Genomic DNA, 19,479 nt, shown 5'->3' with positions numbered 1-19,479 from the left:
CAAAACGGAGTAGTTCTCAACCTCTTCTGAGACTACTCCGCATTTGTATTTCACCTATTATCTTTTTTCAAAACCTGTCCTACATCATTGCGTAGCGGAATACTACATCAAATCCTGCAATCCAGAGTAAAATAGCACCACCCACATAAGCTTTTCTCTTATGTTCAAACCCGAAATGATATCCAGTATAAGTACCCATAATGACAACTGCAATGGTCAGGCAGACGATCATGATCAGTATCACCGTCAGATTGGTGCCCAGAAAACCAAATGCAATTCCTGTAAGGAGTGTGTAAATGCTTGTCACTGCTGCCATACGCCAGAAACGTTTAAAACCGAGATTCTCCTCTCTATGCTCATTCACACGCTCATTCTTGATCGCTTTTACAATCAGTCTGACACCCAGGCAGAAGAAAATAACCGCTGCAATGACAGTTCCAATAAAACGCTCATTTCTGGCAAGATCATTGATATAAAGTAATCCCGCCAGAACATTACCAATATAAAGTGCTGCCAACTGCCAGATGGCAATGAGTCCGCATACTAATGTCAGATGTTTTTTATCTATTTTCGCTACAAGTGATCCCTGACACTCCATACCGGCAAAAATATCCAGCGATATGCCTACCAGGATCAACAGATTTTCTATCCAGTTCATGAATCCTCCCGCTTCTGCCTGCTGCTGCGATCGACAGACTTGTCCTAATAATCTTTCTAATCACTATTATACCCTGTTTCGGCTTTTTTTCCATAGACAATGCCTGATGATTGTATGTTGTTTTTACAGAAAAACAAAGATATGTTTCTTTCTTTTTTTCATGGAAAAATGCTGCTTAACCTAAAAAGTGCCACACATCACGTGCAGCACGTATACTTTCTTCATCTCCTACATCTCTGCGATAATATCATCCATAGAACGTTTGATGATATAATCATAAATCTCTGCAAGCTCCTTTGGAGAAATCGTCATTCCCGATTGGATCCATGTAATTACAACATAGCACATGGACTGTGCATAATACTCTGCGATCCGCTTTGGCGTCAGCCACGAATACTTCTGTTTCTTACCTGTATGGACACCGTCTATCACCTTCAAAAGAATCTTCTCCACACAGCTCTGTGCAATCTCTCCGAATGAGTTCTGTCCCTCCAGCTTTATTGCACGCGAATAAAATTCACTGTCTTTTTCGATGTTTGTAAAAAGAAGTACCAGTCCCTCACTGATCATCCCATTCTGGATCAGCGGTTCGATCGGATCGAGCAGATCTGTCGTAATGATCCACTCTAACAATTCATACTTATCCTGAAAATGATTATAAAATGTCGGCCGGATAACACCCGCCAGATCAGTGATCTCTTTAATTGTAATCTTCTCAATTGGATGCTTCTTGGCAAGTTCCTTAAAGCTTTCCGCCAAGAGTGTATCAATTGCACTCTTTCCCTGTCCTGTCATAATTACCTCATGCCTAATGTATTACCATTTTTGTAATAATAATGCTTCTTGTATCCGGATCATCGCGAAGATTCAGCATCTCGCCTGTTTCTACTACCTTGACAACCGGTCTTAAGAAAAACCGTTCAAAATTCTTCGCAACCACGCCATGCATCCCATTGGACAATTCAACTTCACATCCTACCGGGTACACTGCGATTTTCTCTACAAACAATTCTATAAGCTTCGGATCAAATAAGCTGCCTGATCCTGCCATCAGGTATTCCATTGCATCTGAAGGTGACAGATTTTCCCTTCCGCGATGAAGTGATACCATATCGTCATATTGTTCCACAAGCCGGATGATCCTTGCATACAACGGAATATGCTCTCCACTCTTTCCCAGCGGGTAGCCGGTTCCATCGTAATTTTCATGATGCTGCATGACACCCGCATATACGAGTGTAGAAAAATGATAGTTACCTTTTAAATAATCTGCTCCCAGCTCCGGATGTTTCCGCAAAAGCTGTGTCTCCTCTTCTGTCAATGCATGATCTGCATTGATGATCCCTATGTCAAGGAACCTCTTTCCTATATCATGAAGAATCGCCGCCGTCGTAAGCTGATACAATGATTCTTCATTCATTCCGTAATTCGCTCCGAGCAGCACTGACATCATGGCGACATTAATGGAATGGTAATAAATGTAATCATCATAATTCTTGATATCTAACACATTGCACATAATGTCTCCATTGCTCAAAATGTTCTCCACAATGCGCTCGATCGTCTTTTGTATTTTAATTTCACTGACCGGCATATCTTCTTCTGCATCTGAGGCCACATCAAATGCAAACATGTCATGCACTACTTTCAGTGCCTGACTCCTCACCTGCGGATTTAAAACCTGCTGGATCTCTATGCCCTGCGTAAATTCATCATCAATGTATATCCCTGGAAACCCTAAAAATTCAAGATTGGAAATATATTCTTCCGAGAGAAGCAGGTGTTTTGCAAGTAACAGTCTTCCCGCTCCATCGTAAATATCCTGACCAAGAGCCATTCCAGGCGTCAGTTTACTCGTTGGTAAATAACGCATATATGTTTCCTTTCAATTTAAAAAAGAATATTTCTATATTAACTCATTTATTCATCAAATTCAACTGTTACAAAATATCCCTTTTCCGTTTCTTTTACATCTACAACTTTTCCCTCTCCGGATCTGATCCTGTTTCCAACAGGATAATTTGCAGACATCGCATATGCTTTTCCCAATGTGTAATAATAAGAGTTTGGCAGTTTTCCCTCTGTGATCGGGATCACCTGTCCTATTTCTACCAGACCTGTGCGTTCCATTTTAAATTCTTCCTGCCTCATGCCCTGCCTCCAACAGACACAAAATTTTTACGTGTCATTCATATAATATTATAGTATAATAAAAGAACATTCACAAGTTAAAAGGATTAATTTACATAAAATACTTGCGCACACAAGGAGCCTTATGAGAGAAAGAGAAGAAGTTTTCGACCATTTTATCACTGCAGTCATTAATACCTTAAACGCAGATGAGATTTACGATGCCGCAATTGAAGCATTGCAGGATATCCTGCAGCCGGACGGACTTTTACTGATGATGAACCAGAACACACGCCACGTTTTTTCCGTCATCCGTAAATGTGGCAGTATTGCCTGCACAAAATCATACAGTGTTCCCACTGATTCCATGCTTCAGGAGCTAAAAGATTCCCCGAATCTGATCATGCTCAACGATACCGGAAAACACATCCTCGACCTTATGACTCCAAGACAGCGCAACTGGCTGAATGCAGAACACATCACCGCCATTTATACGCTCAAATACAATCAGGTCATTATCGGCTTTCTCTATCTTGCAGCCCATGACGGACAGGACTTTGCCCCAGAGGAACTCAGATATCTGGAAAAAATATGTTACTATTCCTCCTATGCACTGCGCAATGCCAACCTGTATCAGAATGCATACCGCGCATCTATTACCGATGACCTTACTTCTTTGTACAACCGCAAACACGCATTTGAATGTATTGACCATGTATGCCAGCATCAGAAGCCATCCACACTGATCGTGCTCGATATTGATGATTTCAAACTGTATAACGAATTGTATGGTGCACAGGAAAGCGATAACCTGATCCACCGCTTTGCGCAGATCATTCTTCAGGAAATTTCATCAAAAGACATCGGTTTCCGTTTTGGTGCGGATGAATTTCTGATTTTAAAAGCGGGAACGGATATAGATGAAGCCTGCAGCTGCTGCAAACGTATAGTGGACGCCATCACGGATGCCACTCCTGCCAACACCGTCTGGGATATCACGATCACCTGCGGAATATCTGTATTCCCTGATATTTCCACTGATGCTGCTTCCTTTCTGCACAACGCAGAACAGGCCATCTATTATGGAAAGCAGGCTGGAAAAGGAAATATTGAAGTTTACCGCCCTGGAATAGATGAACGCTCCCACGATCCGGATATCCGTGCCGCATATGAGCGTGTTGCCCCAACCATTTATGCACTTACCGCTGCCATTGATGCCAAGGACAGTTACACTTTCATCCACTCCATGAATGTTTCCAAATATGCCGTTATACTTGCAGAAGCACTTGGAATGAATTCCAACGACATTGAGATCATCCGTGATGCCGGTCTTTTACACGACATCGGAAAAATCAGCATCCCGGAACGCATCCTGCAGAAAACCTCAAAGCTTACTGACGAGGAATATGCTATTATGAAAACACATGTGGAAAATTCCACAAAGATGATCCGTTATCTGCCAGACATGGATTATGTGATTCCGGCAGTTGTCGGCCACCATGAACGTTATGACGGCACCGGATATCCACGTGGTCTCGCCGGTCAGAATATTCCTTATATGGCAAGGATTCTCACCATTGCAGACTGTTTTGATGCAATGACCGCCAAACGTCCTTATAAGCAGGCGCTTTCTGTGGAATACGCTGTCAATGAACTTGAAAAAAACAGCGGTACGCAATTTGATCCTGTGCTTGTCAAAAAATTTGTGGAACTCATCCATGAAGGAAAAATTTCGATTGCATAACCGGAGTTTCACTTACCGTGGAGCAGCAGATTTTGTGGTGCTTTTATAGGTTGTAAGGGGCAGATATAAGCGTCCTTTCACAAGTCGTGATTTTATAGGTTTATGAAAAGAAAAACGGTACAGACGAAATATGATGTTCCTGTTCGCCGGGCATTCCGCTGGGCTTCTGAACAACAATCATGTTCAGCTGAAGCTTCCATGATTGTTAGAATCCCAGCTCCATGGCTCACGAAGGAAATCATATTTGTCTGTACCGTTTTTCTTTCATTTACGTTACGAATGACTTGCGAAAGGACGCTTATACATGCCCGATCAACGTCATAAATCGCACCACAAAATCTGCAATTTACGTTATGGAACTTACGGTTATGGGATGAGTGCCTGTAAAATCCAAAGTGTTCACCTCCTCAAACTGAAAGTTTCGAGTGTCTTTCTAAATTTATCCCATCACTTCCAATACAAAACTTATTACAGAAAACAAATTACAAATGTAATAAAAACATATACTTATGTATATATTCTTTTTCTTATATGCTACATATGCAACTGGTGCAACACTCTATTATATTTCCTGTCCTGTTTTATCTAAATCTACACTTCTCTCTTCTTATCCGGGTAATACAAAATCCTTCTATAATCACTATCTTTACTATCCATATCCCCAAGATACATTCTTTCACTTTCTGGAACTGCTTCATAAGCTTTCCTTAATACTTCTCTATTAAAATCTGACGGATATTCAAGATATTCATGATATGCTCTTACGCACTTATCATGTGCAGTTTCTTCACCTGCAACATCAAGAACCATTTCCCTTATAATACTTTTCATTTCATCAAGCGAGTTCTCACCCAACTCGCTTGCACCAAACAAGACTTCACCAATGCCCTCAATTTTCACCCACTGCTTATCATCAATACTTACCACAAGTTCATTATTATCAAACATTTCAAAAATCTCATCAAGGGAATAATATATATCGCCTTTTGCCTCAATTCGAAGTGTTTTATCCTCATAAGCTGTCAACAGTGTAAGCTCAAGACCATTTTCATCTTTATAAAAAATAAAATGACTTTTTCCATCATAAAGGCTATATCCAAACTTATCCTTCATTTTGCACTCTGTTGGATATGCTGACCACGATACTCTTGCATCTTTCCACTTTTGAGTAACTCTTGGCTGCTCACAATACAAATTTTTCATTTCCGGATTCAAACGGCGCACAATTCCCACAATATATTCATAAAAACTTTTTTTGTCATGCAACCATCTGGCATCAAGAACAGGAAAATCCCCAAGCTGAAATACACTTATTGACTCTCCTATTGGAATTTGTGGAACAACCCATCCTCTTTCCAATGAATTTTGAAACTGGTTAAGATCATTTTTATTCCAACAATTTATTACTCCATCCTCATAAACCGCCAGTTCCGCAAAAAAGTATGAACTATTGTGAATTATGCCAAAGGCAGTTTCTCCCTCAATCATTTGTTGTCTGTATACCCATGCCATAAATAACCTCCTCGCTATAAAATTCAAATAAACGCGTGCTTTTATAGCTCGCCTCTCAAACGTGCTTCTATATCAGATGCCGTGTATAACACATCCGTTACAATTACCCTTTCGTCACGGATTGTGTAAAATACTGAATAATTATCGACGAGCATTCTACGCAACTCCATTCTCTTTTCCGGCTCAGAATCCATAATCCTAAATCGTTCCGGGAAAGTGTCTAATGTAAGTATTTCATCAGCAATGCGATTATATTGCTTCATTAATGCCTCTCTCTAAATGCCACAAACGCACTAGCTGCATCCTCAACATTTCCTTTCTCTATATCGGCATATCCTTTTTCTAACTTTTGATGAATCTGTGTAGCAGACATCATATCTGCATTCACTGAATTAGCTGCTTTTGGTAATACAACAGAAAAGGGAATTCCTCCTACTAATGATATTTGTTTTAAATACATATCTATAGCAGTAGCCATTGGTATCCCTAATTGTGCCAATACACTTTCTGCATTTTCTTTTACATCTGGATTTACTCTTATATTTAATGTTGCTGTTTTTCCCATAGAATACACCTCCATCTTTCTTTTATTGTAACGTCTTTTGCGTTACAAGTCAATCTATGAAATATATTTTCGATGCGATAGCTTCACATTGTTTTGATTAACCATTGCATATCTGAGCGTTGTATCTATTTGCTCATGTCCCAGAATTTTCTGTACCTGTTCAATCAGCATACCTTTCTCAATTGCTCTGGTGTCCATAGTCCTTCTGAACTTATGTGGGTGTACCTTTTCTACACCTAACTTCTTCCCCATTTCTCGTAATCGTAACTCCACACCGCTTTCAGTAAGTCTACTGTGTGGTTTGTTTAACGACACAAATAACGCTATATTATTATCTGTCCTTGATTCAATATAATTCAACAAATGAATTTTGGTCTTAGCATCAAAATATGCTTTCCTCTCTTTGTCTCCTTTGCCATAAACCACGCATTCCCGCTCAGAGAAATCTATATCATCAATGTTCAGCCTTACCAATTCGCCTACTCTAATTCCTGTTGAAAGCAGAAAATCAATCATTGCCCTATCACGCAGATTATTACAATTATCTCTAAGAATTTCTATTTTCTCATCCGGAATGGTATCTTTTACAATAACGGCAGTCTTTACCTTATGAATTCTTTTCATTGGGCTTTTTATAATATAATCCTCTTCCTCTAGCCACGAAAAAAATGTGGAAAGACTTCTACGAATATTATCAATAGTTACCTTTCCACAATTATTTATCGTTTGATACTCTACAAGATATTTTCGTAGCATCTCGGTCGTTATCTTTATGACCGGAATATTTATTGTATCCAACATCTTTTCAATATTACACCTATAATAGCGTATTGTTTTGTCAGAACACCTTTCTAAATGCTTTGTAGTTAAAAACATATCTAGAAAGTCCATATTCGTTGTCTGCAAATAATCAGATACAGTATTTTCAGATAACCGTTTTACCAACACCTCTTGTAGTTTCTGCATCTGCGATGCATTTAATACTTCTGCCATGTCATTGATGATGTCATAAATTTCTCTACCCATAAGAGAACACTCCTTTTTGAAGGAGTATATCGTAGAAAAATCAGCACATCAACAGAGCGTATTACTGAAATTTCTATTTGTGTTGCCATGTCATTACATAATCTTTTTCTCCGGTAGCCTCATCTAAGCCACTATGCTGAATCTCAAATCCTTCTCTCTTATAAAAAGATATTGCCCGTGCGTTCTTTTGGTATACGTTCAAGTACAACTTATTCCTTTTATCCTTTGCATAATTCAGCAGAATTTTACCTATACCCTGCGATTGCATTTCACCAGAAACAAAAATGCCCTTAACATATTCATCATTTAACCCTAGGGTTAAACTTAACTACTATTTTTTCTTTGCGATATTAAAATACATAACTGTAATAATCTACTACTAATCTAAAATGAAGCGATTATAAAGCATCATTATCCTTTTCTGAACATAATTCCTTATAAGTCTCTATAGATAATAATGGAACCCTAATAATAAACGTCTTTCCTACTTCATATGGCATCATATCAATTCCTCCTAATTTGCTTTTACTTTATTTCGTAACTCTTTTATTACTCCGACACTTGAATCAAATACTTAAAAGTTCTATTACCAAAACATAATAATCTTTTTCACATAACGTTATATATTTATTATTTTTTGTATTATATACTTTACATTTTATTTGATATATCATATAATGCATATAGAAAGGAGGTTATATAAATGAAAAATATGCGTCTTAAATTAGCGCGCGTTGAGATGAATCTTTCTCAAGAAGAACTGGCTGCCAAAGTTAATGTTACACGCCCTACTATCAACTTACTAGAAGGCGGAAAGTTTAATCCCAGTCTTCAGCTTTGTATTCGGATATGTAAAGTACTTAACAAAACATTAAACGATTTATTTTGGGAGGAGGACAACTTATGAAAACCACCATTCACTGTGATGAAAGGATCACAAATATTCGGAACACAATTTATGTTAAACTTTTTTGGGGTATAATTATATTAGATAATCTTACTAATCTACTAGATTATTTTTTTCAAACAAGCTTAAACGGTTGGGTTATTTCATTAGCGCCTTGTGCGTTATTCATTTGGATGTCAATAAAAGGAGTTCTTTTTAATGGAACCCAACATTTTCCACACTGGTGTTGGCTATTTGCACTATGCTATTCTAGTTTAAATAGTATTACCATTTTTGTTATGAGTTCCAAAATTGATACTTTTTTCTATCTTGAACTAATTAATCAAAGAATTATAGTCTCCTTAATATTTCTAACTGTTTATTTCCTTGTAACATTGTTATTTTTTTACATTTCTTATCGTATTGCTCTAAGAAAAATTAATAAACTTTCTACTGACATCTAATTATGTAAAATTAAATGATTATCAATCCCACATTCTTCTTTTAATAAAGCGATAAGGTTTCCCCTTATCGCTTTACATTGAAATTAATAATAAGAGTGCTGCTTAATGCTTATTTTCTATAACACAGTTTTAAACTTTTTAATTATCCAATTCTACGACATGCAGCTCCACAATATGAATGACATGCAGAACAAGCTATCCTTTTTCCTGTGTTTGTTTTAAAGTTTTTATCTATACACTTTTTTATCTTTTCCTGTTCTTTTTCTTTATCCATAACCGTTAAATTTTCAAGCAAATCAGCTTCCCATTGTATTTGAAAATCAAGTCCATCAATTTTAGATGGAGTATGATGGTTGCCTATTATAAAGCATATTCTATCAATATTTTTGTTATAGCCTACCTTTTTTAATATTTCTTTCGCTACTTCTGGTCCTTCCTTTTCTTGATAGACACCATCAATAGAACCGTATTTTTTTGTGCTTCAACCGCACCAATATCATGTAGTATAGCAATAATACTGATGAATTCTTTTTCTTCCTCTCCGATATTTTCTCCTTTCATTATATCTTCTGCATTTTTCAAAACTTTGAGAGTATGCTCTATGCCAAAAGGAATTTCTTTGAATACTTCTTTCATCTCTATAATAATTTTTTCTTTAAAACATAAATTACCTCCATTTATACCTTATAGGTGTTTTAGTTCTATCTATCCACTTTTTTGTTCGCCGATACAATCAGCATCATGGGACGGCGCATTTCATCCTGCATCCCCGGAATATCCATCATGTATTCCGGCGGCTGCGGCTCCACAATATGATTTAGTTAGCAACCCCCATTTGAAATGGGGGGTTAACTTTTACCCCTCCAGGGTCTACTACTGGTTCCGCCAGAGGCGGCGTTTCGCAGCACCTTTATTACTAGTCGCCCGCTAAATCAGGCCTGCTACTTTCTTCCATCCTCTAACTTATCATTTTCTTCTTGTTCTTGAATATATTTTCTTACCGTTTCTTCATTCACATTACCTACTGTAGAAACAAAATATCCTCTTGCCCAAAAATGTCTGTCTCCCCATTTTGTCCGATACTCAGGATGTCTGTCAAACAACATCAATGTACTTTTTCCTTTTAGATAAGACATAAATTCAGAAACACACATCTTTGGTGGAATAGCCACATACATATGTACGTGGTCTACACACACCTTTCCATCAATAAGTTACACCTGCTTCATCTCACACAATTTTTTTATGATTTCCACTAAATCCTTTTTCGTTTCTCCATACATTATTTTTCTTCGATATGTTTACATATTCTTAGACACAACGAAACCAATGATTCCCACTAAACATCCGCAAATCACAAAAGCAATCCCTATTATTTTCAGGATCGTCGATACAGACGTCTGATTTTCTGCTGGAACATATATCATATGTGGATTCTCCGGATTATAATATAAGATTGTCTGCTGCCCAGAATCAGGCACAAACATTTCATTAACTTTTACATTTCGTAGATTTCCTTGCTTTCAGCATATCATTCATCCTAGTATCTGTTCTATAGATCCTTGTCTTCCAAACAGCTTATTATATACTTCGTCACTACATTTTCTCCTAAACGAGCCACAAACACATAATAGGGCAGAAATTCCAGTACTGCAATTACCATGCATAATACAGGTATATACTGCCATAGTTTATTGAACACACAAAAGCACGCAAAAAATACATCCATTGCCGCTAACGGAATCCACATCACATAATCCGCTATATTCCACACATGTTGCAGTTCAATGATCTGTTGATCCTCAAGGTATTGCACAGACCATTTATAGACATTTTTTCCTGAACGATAATATACATAATACTTCCCATCTTTTTTATCAGATGTGTACACGGATGCCATTTGTCATGGTTACGCTCTTTTTGATATTCCATATTCAATTTTTCATAGAATTTCTCTTTCGTCTGATTCGTTTGGATTTTTTTCATTGTCTCACCCCAGCAGTCAAATATTTATTCGTAAAAACTTCACCTTCCTCATCCGTAAAACCCCCTATGAATAATTTCTGCAAAGACCAACGCATCAATATCTGTATAATTTTGCTCTGTCAATAGTTCCGCATTGCTTGCAGTATATGTTGCCAGATCACTTCCACTATTACTATTTTTCGGCATAGCAATCCACCTTGCATACATTCCGGTTAACTGAACTTCTGAATGAATGAATCTTTGGAAATCATTTCATTGTCTTGATCATAAATAATCGTTTTACTGGCTTTATCAATATCTATTGTCAAACAAAAATAATAGCCTTGGTCTCTCAGTGCACATAAAAGGTCATATGCATTTTCAATATTCTTATCGACATTGGTCTCCAAACCTTTCAAGTCACTGAATATTAAAACATTATGGTTGCTTTTATAATCCTCAAAAGTAACATATTCCTGATCACTCTCTATGAAACGAATATCAACATTCGTGTATTCTAGTTTCCCGTGATCTAATATTGAATAAATATCCTGTTTGATCTGATTCCCAAGTATCACCTTGGGATAATTATCTGTGATTCTTCCATCTTCATAAATCGTAAATGAAAAAGCATCATCTGATTCATTTAGTGATACTGCCTCCCCAGTATTTATGAACTCACCAAAATTCTGACCAATATTTTTTCTCTCAGTATGTACAATCTGAAACTCCTGATTGTATTTTTCCTTCAAATATCGTTTAATCACCTGTTCTGAATCAGGCAGATTTCTTCCGCAACTACACAGAAGCATAAGTATCCATGACACACATCCTAGCATAAGAAACATGCGCTTGCTTCTGCCACCAGGTATTACCCAATTTATTTTTCTCAATGTGTACCCCCGTTTCATATAAATACTCACGCTATATGTTTACATATTCTTAGACACAACGAAACCAATGATTCCCGCTAAACATCCGCAAATCACAAAAGCAATCCCTATTATTTTCAGGATCGTCGATACAGACGTCTGATTTTCTGCCGGAACATATATCATATGTGGATTCTCCGGATTATAATATAAGATTGTCTGCTGCCCTGTTTGAACAGAATTTTTTCCTGTTCCAATCACACTCTTTTGTACTACCCGTTCGCCATTTACATAAAATTCGTATGCGGGATACCATGTGTAATTATAGGTATCCACATTCCTCTTGTAGACTTCTTCCACATCCACAACTGTCGCAGTCGTCTTCTCCACGCAGTCTTTCTTCGACTCACTAATCCTGCGATCCACACCTTTTGCACATACAAACAATATGGCAGCTATAATCCAGAACAGACATGAGACGCCTATTACAATCGCAATAATCATTTTCTATTTCTCCATCATTGTATACTCTATTTTTTTAGGAACAACCTTCCCATCAGGCACAAACATTTCATTAACTTTTACATTTCGTAGATTTCCTCGCTTTCCCCTATATAATCAGCCAGATAATGAGTCACAAACATTTTCACATGTCTAAAAGTAACACAAGATTCCAGCGCATAGAACGGTAATACTTCCAGTAACAGCAACGCACAAAACCATGCCAGCCCCAGCCATATCGACTGTCTGAACAAATCTATAATCAAAAGTGTTCCCCAGATAATTTTATCAGATAAAGAACACCTTCGCTGCACGGTCACCTTTTTCCCATCAAAAGAAAAATCCCAATATGACGTTACCCTGCCTGATGAGAAACGAATCACCGGCATGCCTTGCTTGAACTGAAGCGTTATCATGCCATGTTCCTTATCCTGCAGATACTCCTGTCTATGTTTACTCATATAGGTCAGTCGATCGATAACCGCCTCTTTTCTATCTTTAAGGAAATACATCTTTTTCATCACATTATGCTCCTGTATTTAAAAATAACGAGCGGAATCTCCGTTCATCATCTTCGTATCCTCTGCAGACAATTTCGCCGATATCTCCGTGGTTAAACATAATCGCCAGATCTTTTTTTATATTTCCCTTCCGAGAGATCATATAAGAAAATCTCATTTAGAATGCGATCTACGTTTTGTAATCAATACACTTGATGCTACTACCCCAGAAAATGCAATGGATACATCAGCAATCATTCCCTACTTCCATATAAATCGTGTCATTGTTATCGTGTCACCAATTTCTCTTTTCTTATAGTCTTCTTCTGAAAGGAAACACGTACTCTCATATCCCGAATGTACATCCCTTCCCAATATTGGGTAAAACCGCTTCGTATCCCGGATATTTTCAGCGCCATAAGACTCCGTCTCAATCACTGGTTGCTTTTGCACAAGTACAACATCATACTGTAACACCTGCTTTTTTCTCAGTTGTCTTATATTTGCATTCTCTGTCAGAACGCATGCTCCAGCTATAAATATTACTATAACATAATACAGACAAACAAAGATATCACTCCCATCAAAATTGAAAAAAGTGCTGACAACCATACCTATGAGCAATGCCACAAATGCTATCAAAACCCACCTGTTTAGATACTTAAATTTCCAGCTGCAATAGCCATTATACTTGAGACTCTGTACTTATCATCTAACAGGCTAATTAATTCATGCCTTTGATTATCTGTCAGATTTAGCGACTGTACAAAAGTGATTAATGCAAAATCCGCTACCTGCTTACTGTTAGCATCTGTCTGAATAACAAGTGAATCAATCAAAACACATTGATTTCTCCACCTATAATAGTGATTTGCAATTGAGAAATATATTGTACAATTATACCAGAAATAGTCATAACAACAAAATATGTTACTATTATCCCCAACGCTAAAAAGCCATCACTACTATCATACTTAGTTATGTGTTCTTTATATGAATCTGGTACATCAAAAAGCTTTTTCATTTTTGTAATCTCCTAAACACCAAGTCGAGTAGACTAAGACCTCTCAATCTTAGCCCCTCACAGATCCGTACGTGCGGCTTTCCCGCATACGGCTCCTCATAGTAACATTCGCTTCAATATAAACAATAGTACGTTTTAGGTTTTGCTAACGGGTAATACTTGAGCATTTCCACAAATCCATTCCATGTGTATGCCCGTCTACAACCTCTCCGATTCATGGCTTTGAATAGAAACTGTTGTACTCTATGCAGGAATGTTGTTATCTTCCGAAAATTCCATGTAACACCATAATACCGGTAGTGTCCAATTAGTTTTACGTTCAACTCTTTAATTATTTCTCGCATTGGTCGATTTCGATTATCGTAAATCCAGTTCTTGTATGCTCTAACCTTTTGCTCAAACTTCTTTCTTGAAGTCTGTACCTTTGGCACGAAACCTCCCTTTCGAGTTTTGCTACAGTAGAAGGTAAACCCCAGAAAATCAAATGTTTCAGGTTTACATTCTCCTCTTGCTCTACGATTCTGCTCTGCAAATCTCCCAAATTCAATTAGTCTGCTTTTACTACTTTCCAGCTCCAGTCCAAACTTTTCCATTCATTCCTTTAACTCTTTATAGTATCTTTCAGCTTCTGACTTATATTGAAATCCTGCAACAAAATCATCCGCAAAGTTGACGAGAAAACACTCTCCCTGCATTTCCCTTTGCACCACCAGCTTAAACCACAGCGTCAGCACATGATGCATGTATATATTTGCAAGCATCGGACTCATTGCTGAGCCTTGTGCCGAACCTTCCTCTGTTGGCTCGAATTTTCCTTGCTCCATTATTCCTGCTTTAAGGTATTTACGTATTAGCCACAATAAGTTCTTATCCTGTATATTCCATTCAAGGAACTTCATCATCCAATCATGGTCGATATGGTCAAAGAAACCTTTGATATCGGCATCTACGATATAGCTGATTTTTCCATAGCTTATCCGTTGGTATACTTCTTTTATTGCTTCGTGACACCCCCTATTCGGTCTGAATCCATACATGCAGTTTAAGAATCTCGGTTCATAAATAGCTCCCAGTATTTTCTTCACTGCCATTTGTACAATCTTATCTTCATAGGAAGCAATCCCTAATGGTCGTTTCTTTCCATTTCCTTTAGGTATATATACCCTCAGTGACGGAAGTGGCTTAAAGGATTTGTTTTTCAACCTCTGTACCAGTTCCTTGATATTTCTATCAAGGTTCTTCCCATACTCATCCTTAGTTACCTTGTCAATTCCGACTGCTTTGTTCCCATCTAATTCCTTATGGCATTGCTTTAGCATATCTTCATTTATCAAATGGTACACTGATGTAAATATAGGATGTTTTGATGTTGCCGATATCTCAGCTATTCTCACTAATTTCGTTTCCATTATTTCCTCCGTCCCTGAGTACGGATAATGTGTCCTCAGTAAGACCTTTACTATGCAATCCCCTTCCCTCCATCGGCATTGCCCGATTTCTACAGTACTATGGGATTGTCCGACCACCTACCATTCATTTGAAATACTCCGTTTTCAGTTGCAATTTCATACTCTTCTTCGAGAAATGGCAGGTTCTCCCCAGTTGATGTGTATTCATAATGTAAAACATGATTGGTTCTCTGACTCCGCAGTGCCACATAACACTCGCCATATCGCATTACATGATATTGTCTTCCGCACCAGTTAAGACGTCGACCGACTGAAGTTAACGTTTCGAAGCTCAATCACTATTCAACCCTGCTTTCTTGCTGTCTACGCTTGTCAGATGCCGTTACCGGCATCATCCCAAGACTCGCTATTATCTGGTTGGCTAAACCTTGGATAAACCGGAATCCCACCGGCTTGACTACACACCCTTAGCTGGGCGCACAACTGGAATTGATTTACTTTGTTTGCAAATCTTCCAGAAAGAAAATTCCCTCTGTTAGGTTGATAAACATTTCCTTGTCCTTGATTACATGAATTTTATTGTTCCACCAGACAGTAGTGTTATTAGCGGAGATGGTTTTGCTTGTTCCATCTTTAAGAAAATAAGTAATTGTAATAGCAGGTTCTTCTTCGCTATTCACTTCCCCAAATAAATCATATTTCAGAAATCCCGTTAGCTTTAAGGCTAACTCAATATCCTCACGGCTCGAAATTTCTTTAACATCATCCGTGACACTCGGATACGTGATATTTACAGACTGAATATCATTTATGCGGGGCAATCCCCAAAGATACATACCATTCATAAATATGTTGATTCCAACAATCAAAACTGTCATAACTATCACTTCTATCAAAAATCGAATAAGACATTTGAAAATCTTGTTCACCAATTTATCCTCCAATCTCGATTTCTCCTGCTCCCAAAATCCCGAGTTGTCTCTATCTTTATCTTTTAATTATACACAGGATTTGAATCTTTTTCTACTTATCCATAATCAAAAAATCCTCTTCCTTGTATTATAAAACCGCTTTCATAAAGTTTTTCTTCTTTTTCAGAATACCTGCGTACCACTACGAATATTCCGACTGCCAAAATCACTCCAAATACGATTCCTGCCAGAATTCCATTCGTCCCCATTCCATAACTCTCATTCAGATAATAAGATGGCAGGAAAGAAAGGATTGTTCCCACAACCAATGGCGGTATAAATCTTAGAAAATTCTTATAGCATAGGCACTTTACCATTTCCTTGTCTATCATTCCCAACATTCGCAAACTACAAACGACCCTGCTATTTTCTTCCTTCTCTGCCTGGATACGTGAATGAATTAACAGAAACTCAGCCATTATCATAAGCCCTATCAAAAATGCCATCAAAAATAATAAAAATTGTCCTGATTTCTTTGCATCCTGGTATTTCTCCACCTTCGAAGACAATTCATAATATGTCTGCTCATCTTCATTCAACTGATTGCTTTCCTGCAGATATTCTTTTACTTCACATACTCCTGCATAAGAATCTTCCCAATTCTGAAACTGAAACAAGTTTGCGATACCAGCACTACCTGTTATATCTGCACTTAATTTTTCGAAATCAGAATCGTTGATGATCAGTGTTTTATCTGCAAAGGTCGGATTTTGATTAAACAGTATCTTTACATCTGTTCCAACAGACTGTAGCTTTCTGTCCCCGGAAATCGTTACAGTAGATACTGGCTGTATGTTATGTTCATACCCATCTTCCAGATTGTATTGAAACAAATTCAAAAACTCGCCTTCCTGAATCTGATAATCACATCCAAAATCCCGGTTTATTTCTGTCACAGGAAGGTAATTAAAAACATCATCTCTGATATAGGGAAGCTGAATGACCTGTTCTACAGTAACACCATTTTTCTCCAATATATGAAGGACATCCTGTACTGAAACCTGATTCATTCCATAGATTTCTGAGTACACCATGTCATAGGGAGAATAACTTTTTGCATCCTGTAGAAAAGCCGGATATAAAGTCACACATACCCCCGTAAGCATAACAGATACCGCTATTATGAGAGAGGCTAAAACATACCTACATCCCCATTCTTTCTTGTGTCTGCGGACAAATGACCATTCCACCAGATGAAACCTCATGTAGTTGGGTGCAAGTCTGCATAAGAACGTACCGATCTTTCCTGTTTTTTCTGCCCGATATTGTGCTTTTAGCAGGGTTCCGATTTTATCCAGCATAAGTCTCCCGGCATTCAGGATAAAGGCAACTGCCACCACTACTGTATATAGAACTGCTGTAAGCTTATATGCTTCCGGGCAAAACTGCCATTGCACTCCGTGAACATCTATTGCATAAATGATAACGGAAAAAAATAAAAATGACAGCACAGTTCCTGCCGCAAGTGCTATTGCTAATGCCAGCACGGATATGATCACATTTTCAAAAAGTAAGTTTCCAAACGCTTCCTTCCGTCTCATGCCAAGAGAAAACATCACGCCGTATTCCTGTTTTCTTGATGCCAGAAATGCCTGACACGAAACAGGAAGAAAAAAACCAGAAACACTGCAGACAGAAAAAATGGAAGATAAATGTTATTGGATATGGATGAATTTACAATCGACGCATTCATAAACGTCCTGTTTTTGGAAATAACTGCAAAACAACAGAATAATGCCGTTGCAGATAAATTGCATAGAAAGTACAATCGATATTTGTAAAAACCAGCTTTCAGCATCTTTCGGGAAATATCAAAAAAGGTCATCTTTTCCACCTCCCAAACCGCACAGCGTTTTCCATATATCTTCTCTGAAATTATCGGCAGTGTTCTCTTTCTTTACTTCTTTTGCCAGATTCCCATCCTGTAGAAAAAGTACCCGGTCACAAAAGGATGCCGTATAAGCATCATGTGTCACAAGCAGAAAGCTGATGCCAGACCGTTGATTCATCTGTTTCATACATCGCATCACATCCCCGGTGGTCTTTCGGTCAAGGCTTCCTGTTGGCTCATCTCCAAAAATAATATCCGGTTCATTAATCAGCGCCCTGCCAATCGCAACTCTCTGTTTCTGACCTCCCGATATTTCCGTAATTCCTTTGTCAGCTAATTTTTCAATGCCGAGCACATCCGCTATTCTTGAAAAACGCTCTTGCTGGATGTCTGCTTCTTTTCGTTCAAGAATGAGTGGTAACAATATATTTTCTTTTACCGTCAAACTCTCCAAAAGCTGGAAATCCTGAAAAATCATTCCCATATGCTTTCTGCGAAAAAATGCCTTCTCTTCTTCCGTAAGCTGTGAAAACGTTTCTCCTCCTATTACGATTTCTCCATCGTCCGGTGTGTCAACCCCGGTCAGCACATGGAGCAGAGTAGTCTTTCCACTGCCGGATGGTCCCATAATAGCAACCATTTCTCCTTTCATAACTTGCAGATTCACATTCTGCAAAATCCGCATAGTTTCTCCTGCAGTTTTATAACTTTTTGAAATATGATTTGCATTTAATACATACATCGAAGTTCCTCCTGATAATAAATTTTAAATTTGATTATCAGAAGTATTTAATCATCCATCCGAACCGATAGACTGCAAAGGGTAACTCCCGGTCTGAAAGAAAACTCACCTTGTCCGAGGTCTTTAAAGCCATCATATACCCATAGCACCATTATTTCTATTCCACCGAAACATATACACTCATAGAAATGCAAACATATACTTTCGCTTATATCGTTTTCACTATTTGACTTTTCCTAAGCATTCCATCTGCTGTATGACTATACTTTCCAAATCCCCTTCTGCATAATATCCACTCCAGATTCGGAAATTTAGCGACAAAAGTAAAATCAGCATGATGGAACTTAAAACCATAATAGCAGCAATTCTCTGTTTTTTTACTGAAATCATATGAATCAAACCCTATACTTCTGCTTTATCATCTGGAAGTTATCGCTTAATCTTTCAAATTAGTTAAATTCTCTAAATACATTTCTATATTACCACACTCTGGACAGACCGCAACTTTTACATCATCTATAATTTTTGCCATTCCCTCATAGGCATCCATCTCATAACCGTGAGTTCCATAACGTAAATTGGCAGATTCTGTAGTGCAATTCATAGCGTTGATTGGGCATGTATAAGCGTCCTCTCACAAGTCATTCACAGCGTAAATAAAAGAAAAACGGTGCAGACG

At 37.9% G+C, this 19,479-nt stretch carries 25 protein-coding genes and 3 pseudogenes; 2 read left to right on the top strand and 26 right to left on the bottom strand.

The genetic code is table 11. The features are described 5' to 3' along the window. Positions 1-79: 79 nt before the first annotated feature. The 4 genes from ROSEINA2194_RS10485 to ROSEINA2194_RS10470 form a co-directional block, all read right to left on the bottom strand. On the bottom strand, positions 80-658 hold the full coding sequence (locus ROSEINA2194_RS10485) for a manganese efflux pump MntP (protein ID WP_007886542.1): 579 nt from the start codon (positions 656-658) through the stop codon (positions 80-82). 228 nt (positions 659-886) lie between these two features. Further along, positions 887-1,453: a TetR/AcrR family transcriptional regulator C-terminal domain-containing protein gene (locus ROSEINA2194_RS10480; RefSeq protein ID WP_007886541.1), complete on the bottom strand. Its 567-nt coding sequence runs from the start codon at positions 1,451-1,453 to the stop codon at positions 887-889. 13 nt (positions 1,454-1,466) lie between these two features. Beyond that, positions 1,467-2,531: an HD-GYP domain-containing protein gene (locus ROSEINA2194_RS10475; RefSeq protein WP_007886539.1), complete on the bottom strand. Its 1,065-nt coding sequence runs from the start codon at positions 2,529-2,531 to the stop codon at positions 1,467-1,469. Between the two features lie 47 nt (positions 2,532-2,578). Beyond that, positions 2,579-2,809, bottom strand: coding sequence for a hypothetical protein (locus ROSEINA2194_RS10470; protein ID WP_007886537.1), 231 nt, complete (start codon positions 2,807-2,809; stop codon positions 2,579-2,581). A gap of 124 nt (positions 2,810-2,933) precedes the next feature. Here ROSEINA2194_RS10470 and ROSEINA2194_RS10465 point away from each other — a divergent pair, with 124 nt between their 5' ends. Then, positions 2,934-4,532 (top strand): bifunctional diguanylate cyclase/phosphohydrolase, encoded by a 1,599-nt coding sequence (locus tag ROSEINA2194_RS10465; RefSeq protein WP_007886536.1) that lies wholly within the window; start codon positions 2,934-2,936, stop codon positions 4,530-4,532. A gap of 591 nt (positions 4,533-5,123) precedes the next feature. On the opposite strand, the gene ROSEINA2194_RS10460 is transcribed toward ROSEINA2194_RS10465, so the two are convergent. From ROSEINA2194_RS10460 to ROSEINA2194_RS10440, 5 genes and pseudogenes are all read right to left on the bottom strand, one after another. Continuing rightward, positions 5,124-6,044, bottom strand: a complete 921-nt coding sequence (locus ROSEINA2194_RS10460) for a DUF7638 domain-containing protein (protein WP_007886523.1) — start codon at positions 6,042-6,044, stop codon at positions 5,124-5,126. Between the two features lie 41 nt (positions 6,045-6,085). After that, on the bottom strand, positions 6,086-6,307 hold the full coding sequence (locus ROSEINA2194_RS23565) for a type II toxin-antitoxin system RelE/ParE family toxin (protein WP_007886515.1): 222 nt from the start codon (positions 6,305-6,307) through the stop codon (positions 6,086-6,088). Next, a complete protein-coding gene (locus tag ROSEINA2194_RS10450; protein ID WP_182384127.1) occupies positions 6,307-6,609 on the bottom strand; it encodes a type II toxin-antitoxin system RelB/DinJ family antitoxin in 303 nt (100 codons plus the stop codon). The genes ROSEINA2194_RS23565 and ROSEINA2194_RS10450 overlap by 1 nt, the downstream gene beginning before the upstream one ends. 54 nt (positions 6,610-6,663) lie before the next feature. Beyond that, positions 6,664-7,635, bottom strand: a complete 972-nt coding sequence (gene xerA / locus ROSEINA2194_RS10445; RefSeq protein WP_007886511.1) for a site-specific tyrosine recombinase/integron integrase — start codon at positions 7,633-7,635, stop codon at positions 6,664-6,666. Positions 7,636-7,708: 73 nt separating this feature from the next. Then, a pseudogene (locus ROSEINA2194_RS10440) lies at positions 7,709-7,930 on the bottom strand (GNAT family N-acetyltransferase); the annotation flags it as partial. A 408-nt stretch (positions 7,931-8,338) separates the two neighbouring features. On the opposite strand from ROSEINA2194_RS10440, the gene ROSEINA2194_RS10435 reads away from it, so the two are divergent. Beyond that, positions 8,339-8,542, top strand: coding sequence for a helix-turn-helix transcriptional regulator (locus tag ROSEINA2194_RS10435; protein ID WP_007886509.1), 204 nt, complete (start codon positions 8,339-8,341; stop codon positions 8,540-8,542). Positions 8,543-9,127: 585 nt separating this feature from the next. On the opposite strand, the pseudogene ROSEINA2194_RS10425 reads toward ROSEINA2194_RS10435, so the two are convergent. The 17 genes and pseudogenes from ROSEINA2194_RS10425 to ROSEINA2194_RS21110 all read right to left on the bottom strand — a co-directional run bounded on the left by ROSEINA2194_RS10425 (position 9,128) and on the right by ROSEINA2194_RS21110 (position 19,404). Further along, positions 9,128-9,621: pseudogene (locus tag ROSEINA2194_RS10425) on the bottom strand (HD domain-containing protein). A 65-nt stretch (positions 9,622-9,686) separates the two neighbouring features. Further along, positions 9,687-9,806 (bottom strand): annotated as a pseudogene (locus ROSEINA2194_RS20415) (class I SAM-dependent methyltransferase); the annotation flags it as partial. Between the two features lie 120 nt (positions 9,807-9,926). Then, a complete protein-coding gene (gene tnpA / locus ROSEINA2194_RS10420) occupies positions 9,927-10,184 on the bottom strand; it encodes an IS200/IS605 family transposase (RefSeq protein ID WP_227970471.1) in 258 nt (85 codons plus the stop codon). Between the two features lie 102 nt (positions 10,185-10,286). Further along, positions 10,287-10,412, bottom strand: a complete 126-nt coding sequence (locus ROSEINA2194_RS22510; protein ID WP_021914343.1) for a hypothetical protein — start codon at positions 10,410-10,412, stop codon at positions 10,287-10,289. A 334-nt stretch (positions 10,413-10,746) separates the two neighbouring features. Further along, the gene (locus ROSEINA2194_RS21125) at positions 10,747-10,971 is read right to left on the bottom strand and encodes a hypothetical protein (protein ID WP_172727095.1); all 225 of its coding nucleotides are present in this window, start codon (positions 10,969-10,971) and stop codon (positions 10,747-10,749) included. 48 nt (positions 10,972-11,019) lie between these two features. Beyond that, positions 11,020-11,157 (bottom strand): hypothetical protein, encoded by a 138-nt coding sequence (locus ROSEINA2194_RS21120; protein WP_172727094.1) that lies wholly within the window; start codon positions 11,155-11,157, stop codon positions 11,020-11,022. Positions 11,158-11,183: 26 nt separating this feature from the next. Continuing rightward, complete coding sequence (locus tag ROSEINA2194_RS10405) at positions 11,184-11,843, bottom strand: hypothetical protein (protein ID WP_147334845.1); 660 nt, start codon at positions 11,841-11,843, stop codon at positions 11,184-11,186. A gap of 39 nt (positions 11,844-11,882) precedes the next feature. Further along, a complete protein-coding gene (locus ROSEINA2194_RS10400) occupies positions 11,883-12,326 on the bottom strand; it encodes a DUF3592 domain-containing protein (protein WP_007886486.1) in 444 nt (147 codons plus the stop codon). Positions 12,327-12,403: 77 nt separating this feature from the next. Next, a complete protein-coding gene (locus tag ROSEINA2194_RS10395; RefSeq protein ID WP_007886484.1) occupies positions 12,404-12,844 on the bottom strand; it encodes a hypothetical protein in 441 nt (146 codons plus the stop codon). 240 nt (positions 12,845-13,084) lie between these two features. Then, complete coding sequence (locus ROSEINA2194_RS21500; RefSeq protein ID WP_217284418.1) at positions 13,085-13,465, bottom strand: hypothetical protein; 381 nt, start codon at positions 13,463-13,465, stop codon at positions 13,085-13,087. A gap of 193 nt (positions 13,466-13,658) precedes the next feature. Further along, positions 13,659-13,847, bottom strand: a complete 189-nt coding sequence (locus tag ROSEINA2194_RS10380; RefSeq protein ID WP_007886474.1) for a hypothetical protein — start codon at positions 13,845-13,847, stop codon at positions 13,659-13,661. Positions 13,848-13,960: 113 nt separating this feature from the next. Then, on the bottom strand, positions 13,961-14,440 hold the full coding sequence (locus ROSEINA2194_RS24065; RefSeq protein WP_007886473.1) for an RNA-dependent RNA polymerase family protein: 480 nt from the start codon (positions 14,438-14,440) through the stop codon (positions 13,961-13,963). Continuing rightward, positions 14,441-15,256 carry a reverse transcriptase domain-containing protein gene (locus ROSEINA2194_RS24060; RefSeq protein WP_007886472.1) on the bottom strand — a complete coding sequence of 272 codons (816 nt, stop codon included), beginning with the start codon at positions 15,254-15,256 and terminating at the stop codon, positions 14,441-14,443. Positions 15,257-15,750: 494 nt separating this feature from the next. Then, positions 15,751-16,200, bottom strand: coding sequence for a hypothetical protein (locus ROSEINA2194_RS10370; protein WP_007886470.1), 450 nt, complete (start codon positions 16,198-16,200; stop codon positions 15,751-15,753). 83 nt (positions 16,201-16,283) lie between these two features. Next, positions 16,284-17,870, bottom strand: a complete 1,587-nt coding sequence (locus tag ROSEINA2194_RS10365; protein WP_081453902.1) for an FtsX-like permease family protein — start codon at positions 17,868-17,870, stop codon at positions 16,284-16,286. A gap of 168 nt (positions 17,871-18,038) precedes the next feature. Continuing rightward, the gene (locus tag ROSEINA2194_RS10355; protein WP_007886465.1) at positions 18,039-18,800 is read right to left on the bottom strand and encodes an ABC transporter ATP-binding protein; all 762 of its coding nucleotides are present in this window, start codon (positions 18,798-18,800) and stop codon (positions 18,039-18,041) included. A 436-nt stretch (positions 18,801-19,236) separates the two neighbouring features. Further along, positions 19,237-19,404, bottom strand: coding sequence for a YgiT-type zinc finger protein (locus ROSEINA2194_RS21110; protein WP_007886463.1), 168 nt, complete (start codon positions 19,402-19,404; stop codon positions 19,237-19,239). Positions 19,405-19,479 lie beyond the last annotated feature (75 nt).

The organism is Roseburia inulinivorans DSM 16841 (assembly GCF_000174195.1).
GTDB lineage: Bacteria > Bacillota > Clostridia > Lachnospirales > Lachnospiraceae > Roseburia > Roseburia inulinivorans.
The sequence above is the reverse complement of the archived record's forward strand: the minus strand, read 5'-3'. Positions and strand labels throughout refer to the sequence as shown.

Excerpts from the sequence above, each read along its gene's own strand:
- ROSEINA2194_RS10400 (WP_007886486.1), bottom strand. The coding sequence starts at position 12,326 with ATGATTATTGCGATTGTAATAGGCGTCTCATGTCTGTTCTGGATTATA.
- ROSEINA2194_RS21125 (WP_172727095.1), bottom strand. The coding sequence starts at position 10,971 with ATGAAAAAAATCCAAACGAATCAGACGAAAGAGAAATTCTATGAAAAA.
- ROSEINA2194_RS10435 (WP_007886509.1), top strand. The coding sequence starts at position 8,339 with ATGAAAAATATGCGTCTTAAATTAGCGCGCGTTGAGATGAATCTTTCT.
- ROSEINA2194_RS21120 (WP_172727094.1), bottom strand. The coding sequence starts at position 11,157 with ATGCCGAAAAATAGTAATAGTGGAAGTGATCTGGCAACATATACTGCA.
- xerA (WP_007886511.1), bottom strand. The coding sequence starts at position 7,635 with ATGGGTAGAGAAATTTATGACATCATCAATGACATGGCAGAAGTATTA.
- ROSEINA2194_RS10480 (WP_007886541.1), bottom strand. The coding sequence starts at position 1,453 with ATGACAGGACAGGGAAAGAGTGCAATTGATACACTCTTGGCGGAAAGC.
- ROSEINA2194_RS10475 (WP_007886539.1), bottom strand. The coding sequence starts at position 2,531 with ATGCGTTATTTACCAACGAGTAAACTGACGCCTGGAATGGCTCTTGGT.
- ROSEINA2194_RS10395 (WP_007886484.1), bottom strand. The coding sequence starts at position 12,844 with ATGAAAAAGATGTATTTCCTTAAAGATAGAAAAGAGGCGGTTATCGAT.
- ROSEINA2194_RS22510 (WP_021914343.1), bottom strand. The coding sequence starts at position 10,412 with ATGATATATGTTCCAGCAGAAAATCAGACGTCTGTATCGACGATCCTG.
- ROSEINA2194_RS10485 (WP_007886542.1), bottom strand. The coding sequence starts at position 658 with ATGAACTGGATAGAAAATCTGTTGATCCTGGTAGGCATATCGCTGGAT.
- ROSEINA2194_RS10470 (WP_007886537.1), bottom strand. The coding sequence starts at position 2,809 with ATGAGGCAGGAAGAATTTAAAATGGAACGCACAGGTCTGGTAGAAATA.
- ROSEINA2194_RS10355 (WP_007886465.1), bottom strand. The coding sequence starts at position 18,800 with ATGTATGTATTAAATGCAAATCATATTTCAAAAAGTTATAAAACTGCA.
- ROSEINA2194_RS24060 (WP_007886472.1), bottom strand. The coding sequence starts at position 15,256 with ATGGAAACGAAATTAGTGAGAATAGCTGAGATATCGGCAACATCAAAA.
- ROSEINA2194_RS24065 (WP_007886473.1), bottom strand. The coding sequence starts at position 14,440 with ATGGAAAAGTTTGGACTGGAGCTGGAAAGTAGTAAAAGCAGACTAATT.
- ROSEINA2194_RS23565 (WP_007886515.1), bottom strand. The coding sequence starts at position 6,307 with ATGAAGCAATATAATCGCATTGCTGATGAAATACTTACATTAGACACT.
- ROSEINA2194_RS10450 (WP_182384127.1), bottom strand. The coding sequence starts at position 6,609 with ATGGGAAAAACAGCAACATTAAATATAAGAGTAAATCCAGATGTAAAA.
- ROSEINA2194_RS21110 (WP_007886463.1), bottom strand. The coding sequence starts at position 19,404 with ATGAATTGCACTACAGAATCTGCCAATTTACGTTATGGAACTCACGGT.
- ROSEINA2194_RS10460 (WP_007886523.1), bottom strand. The coding sequence starts at position 6,044 with ATGGCATGGGTATACAGACAACAAATGATTGAGGGAGAAACTGCCTTT.
- ROSEINA2194_RS10380 (WP_007886474.1), bottom strand. The coding sequence starts at position 13,847 with ATGAAAAAGCTTTTTGATGTACCAGATTCATATAAAGAACACATAACT.
- ROSEINA2194_RS10465 (WP_007886536.1), top strand. The coding sequence starts at position 2,934 with ATGAGAGAAAGAGAAGAAGTTTTCGACCATTTTATCACTGCAGTCATT.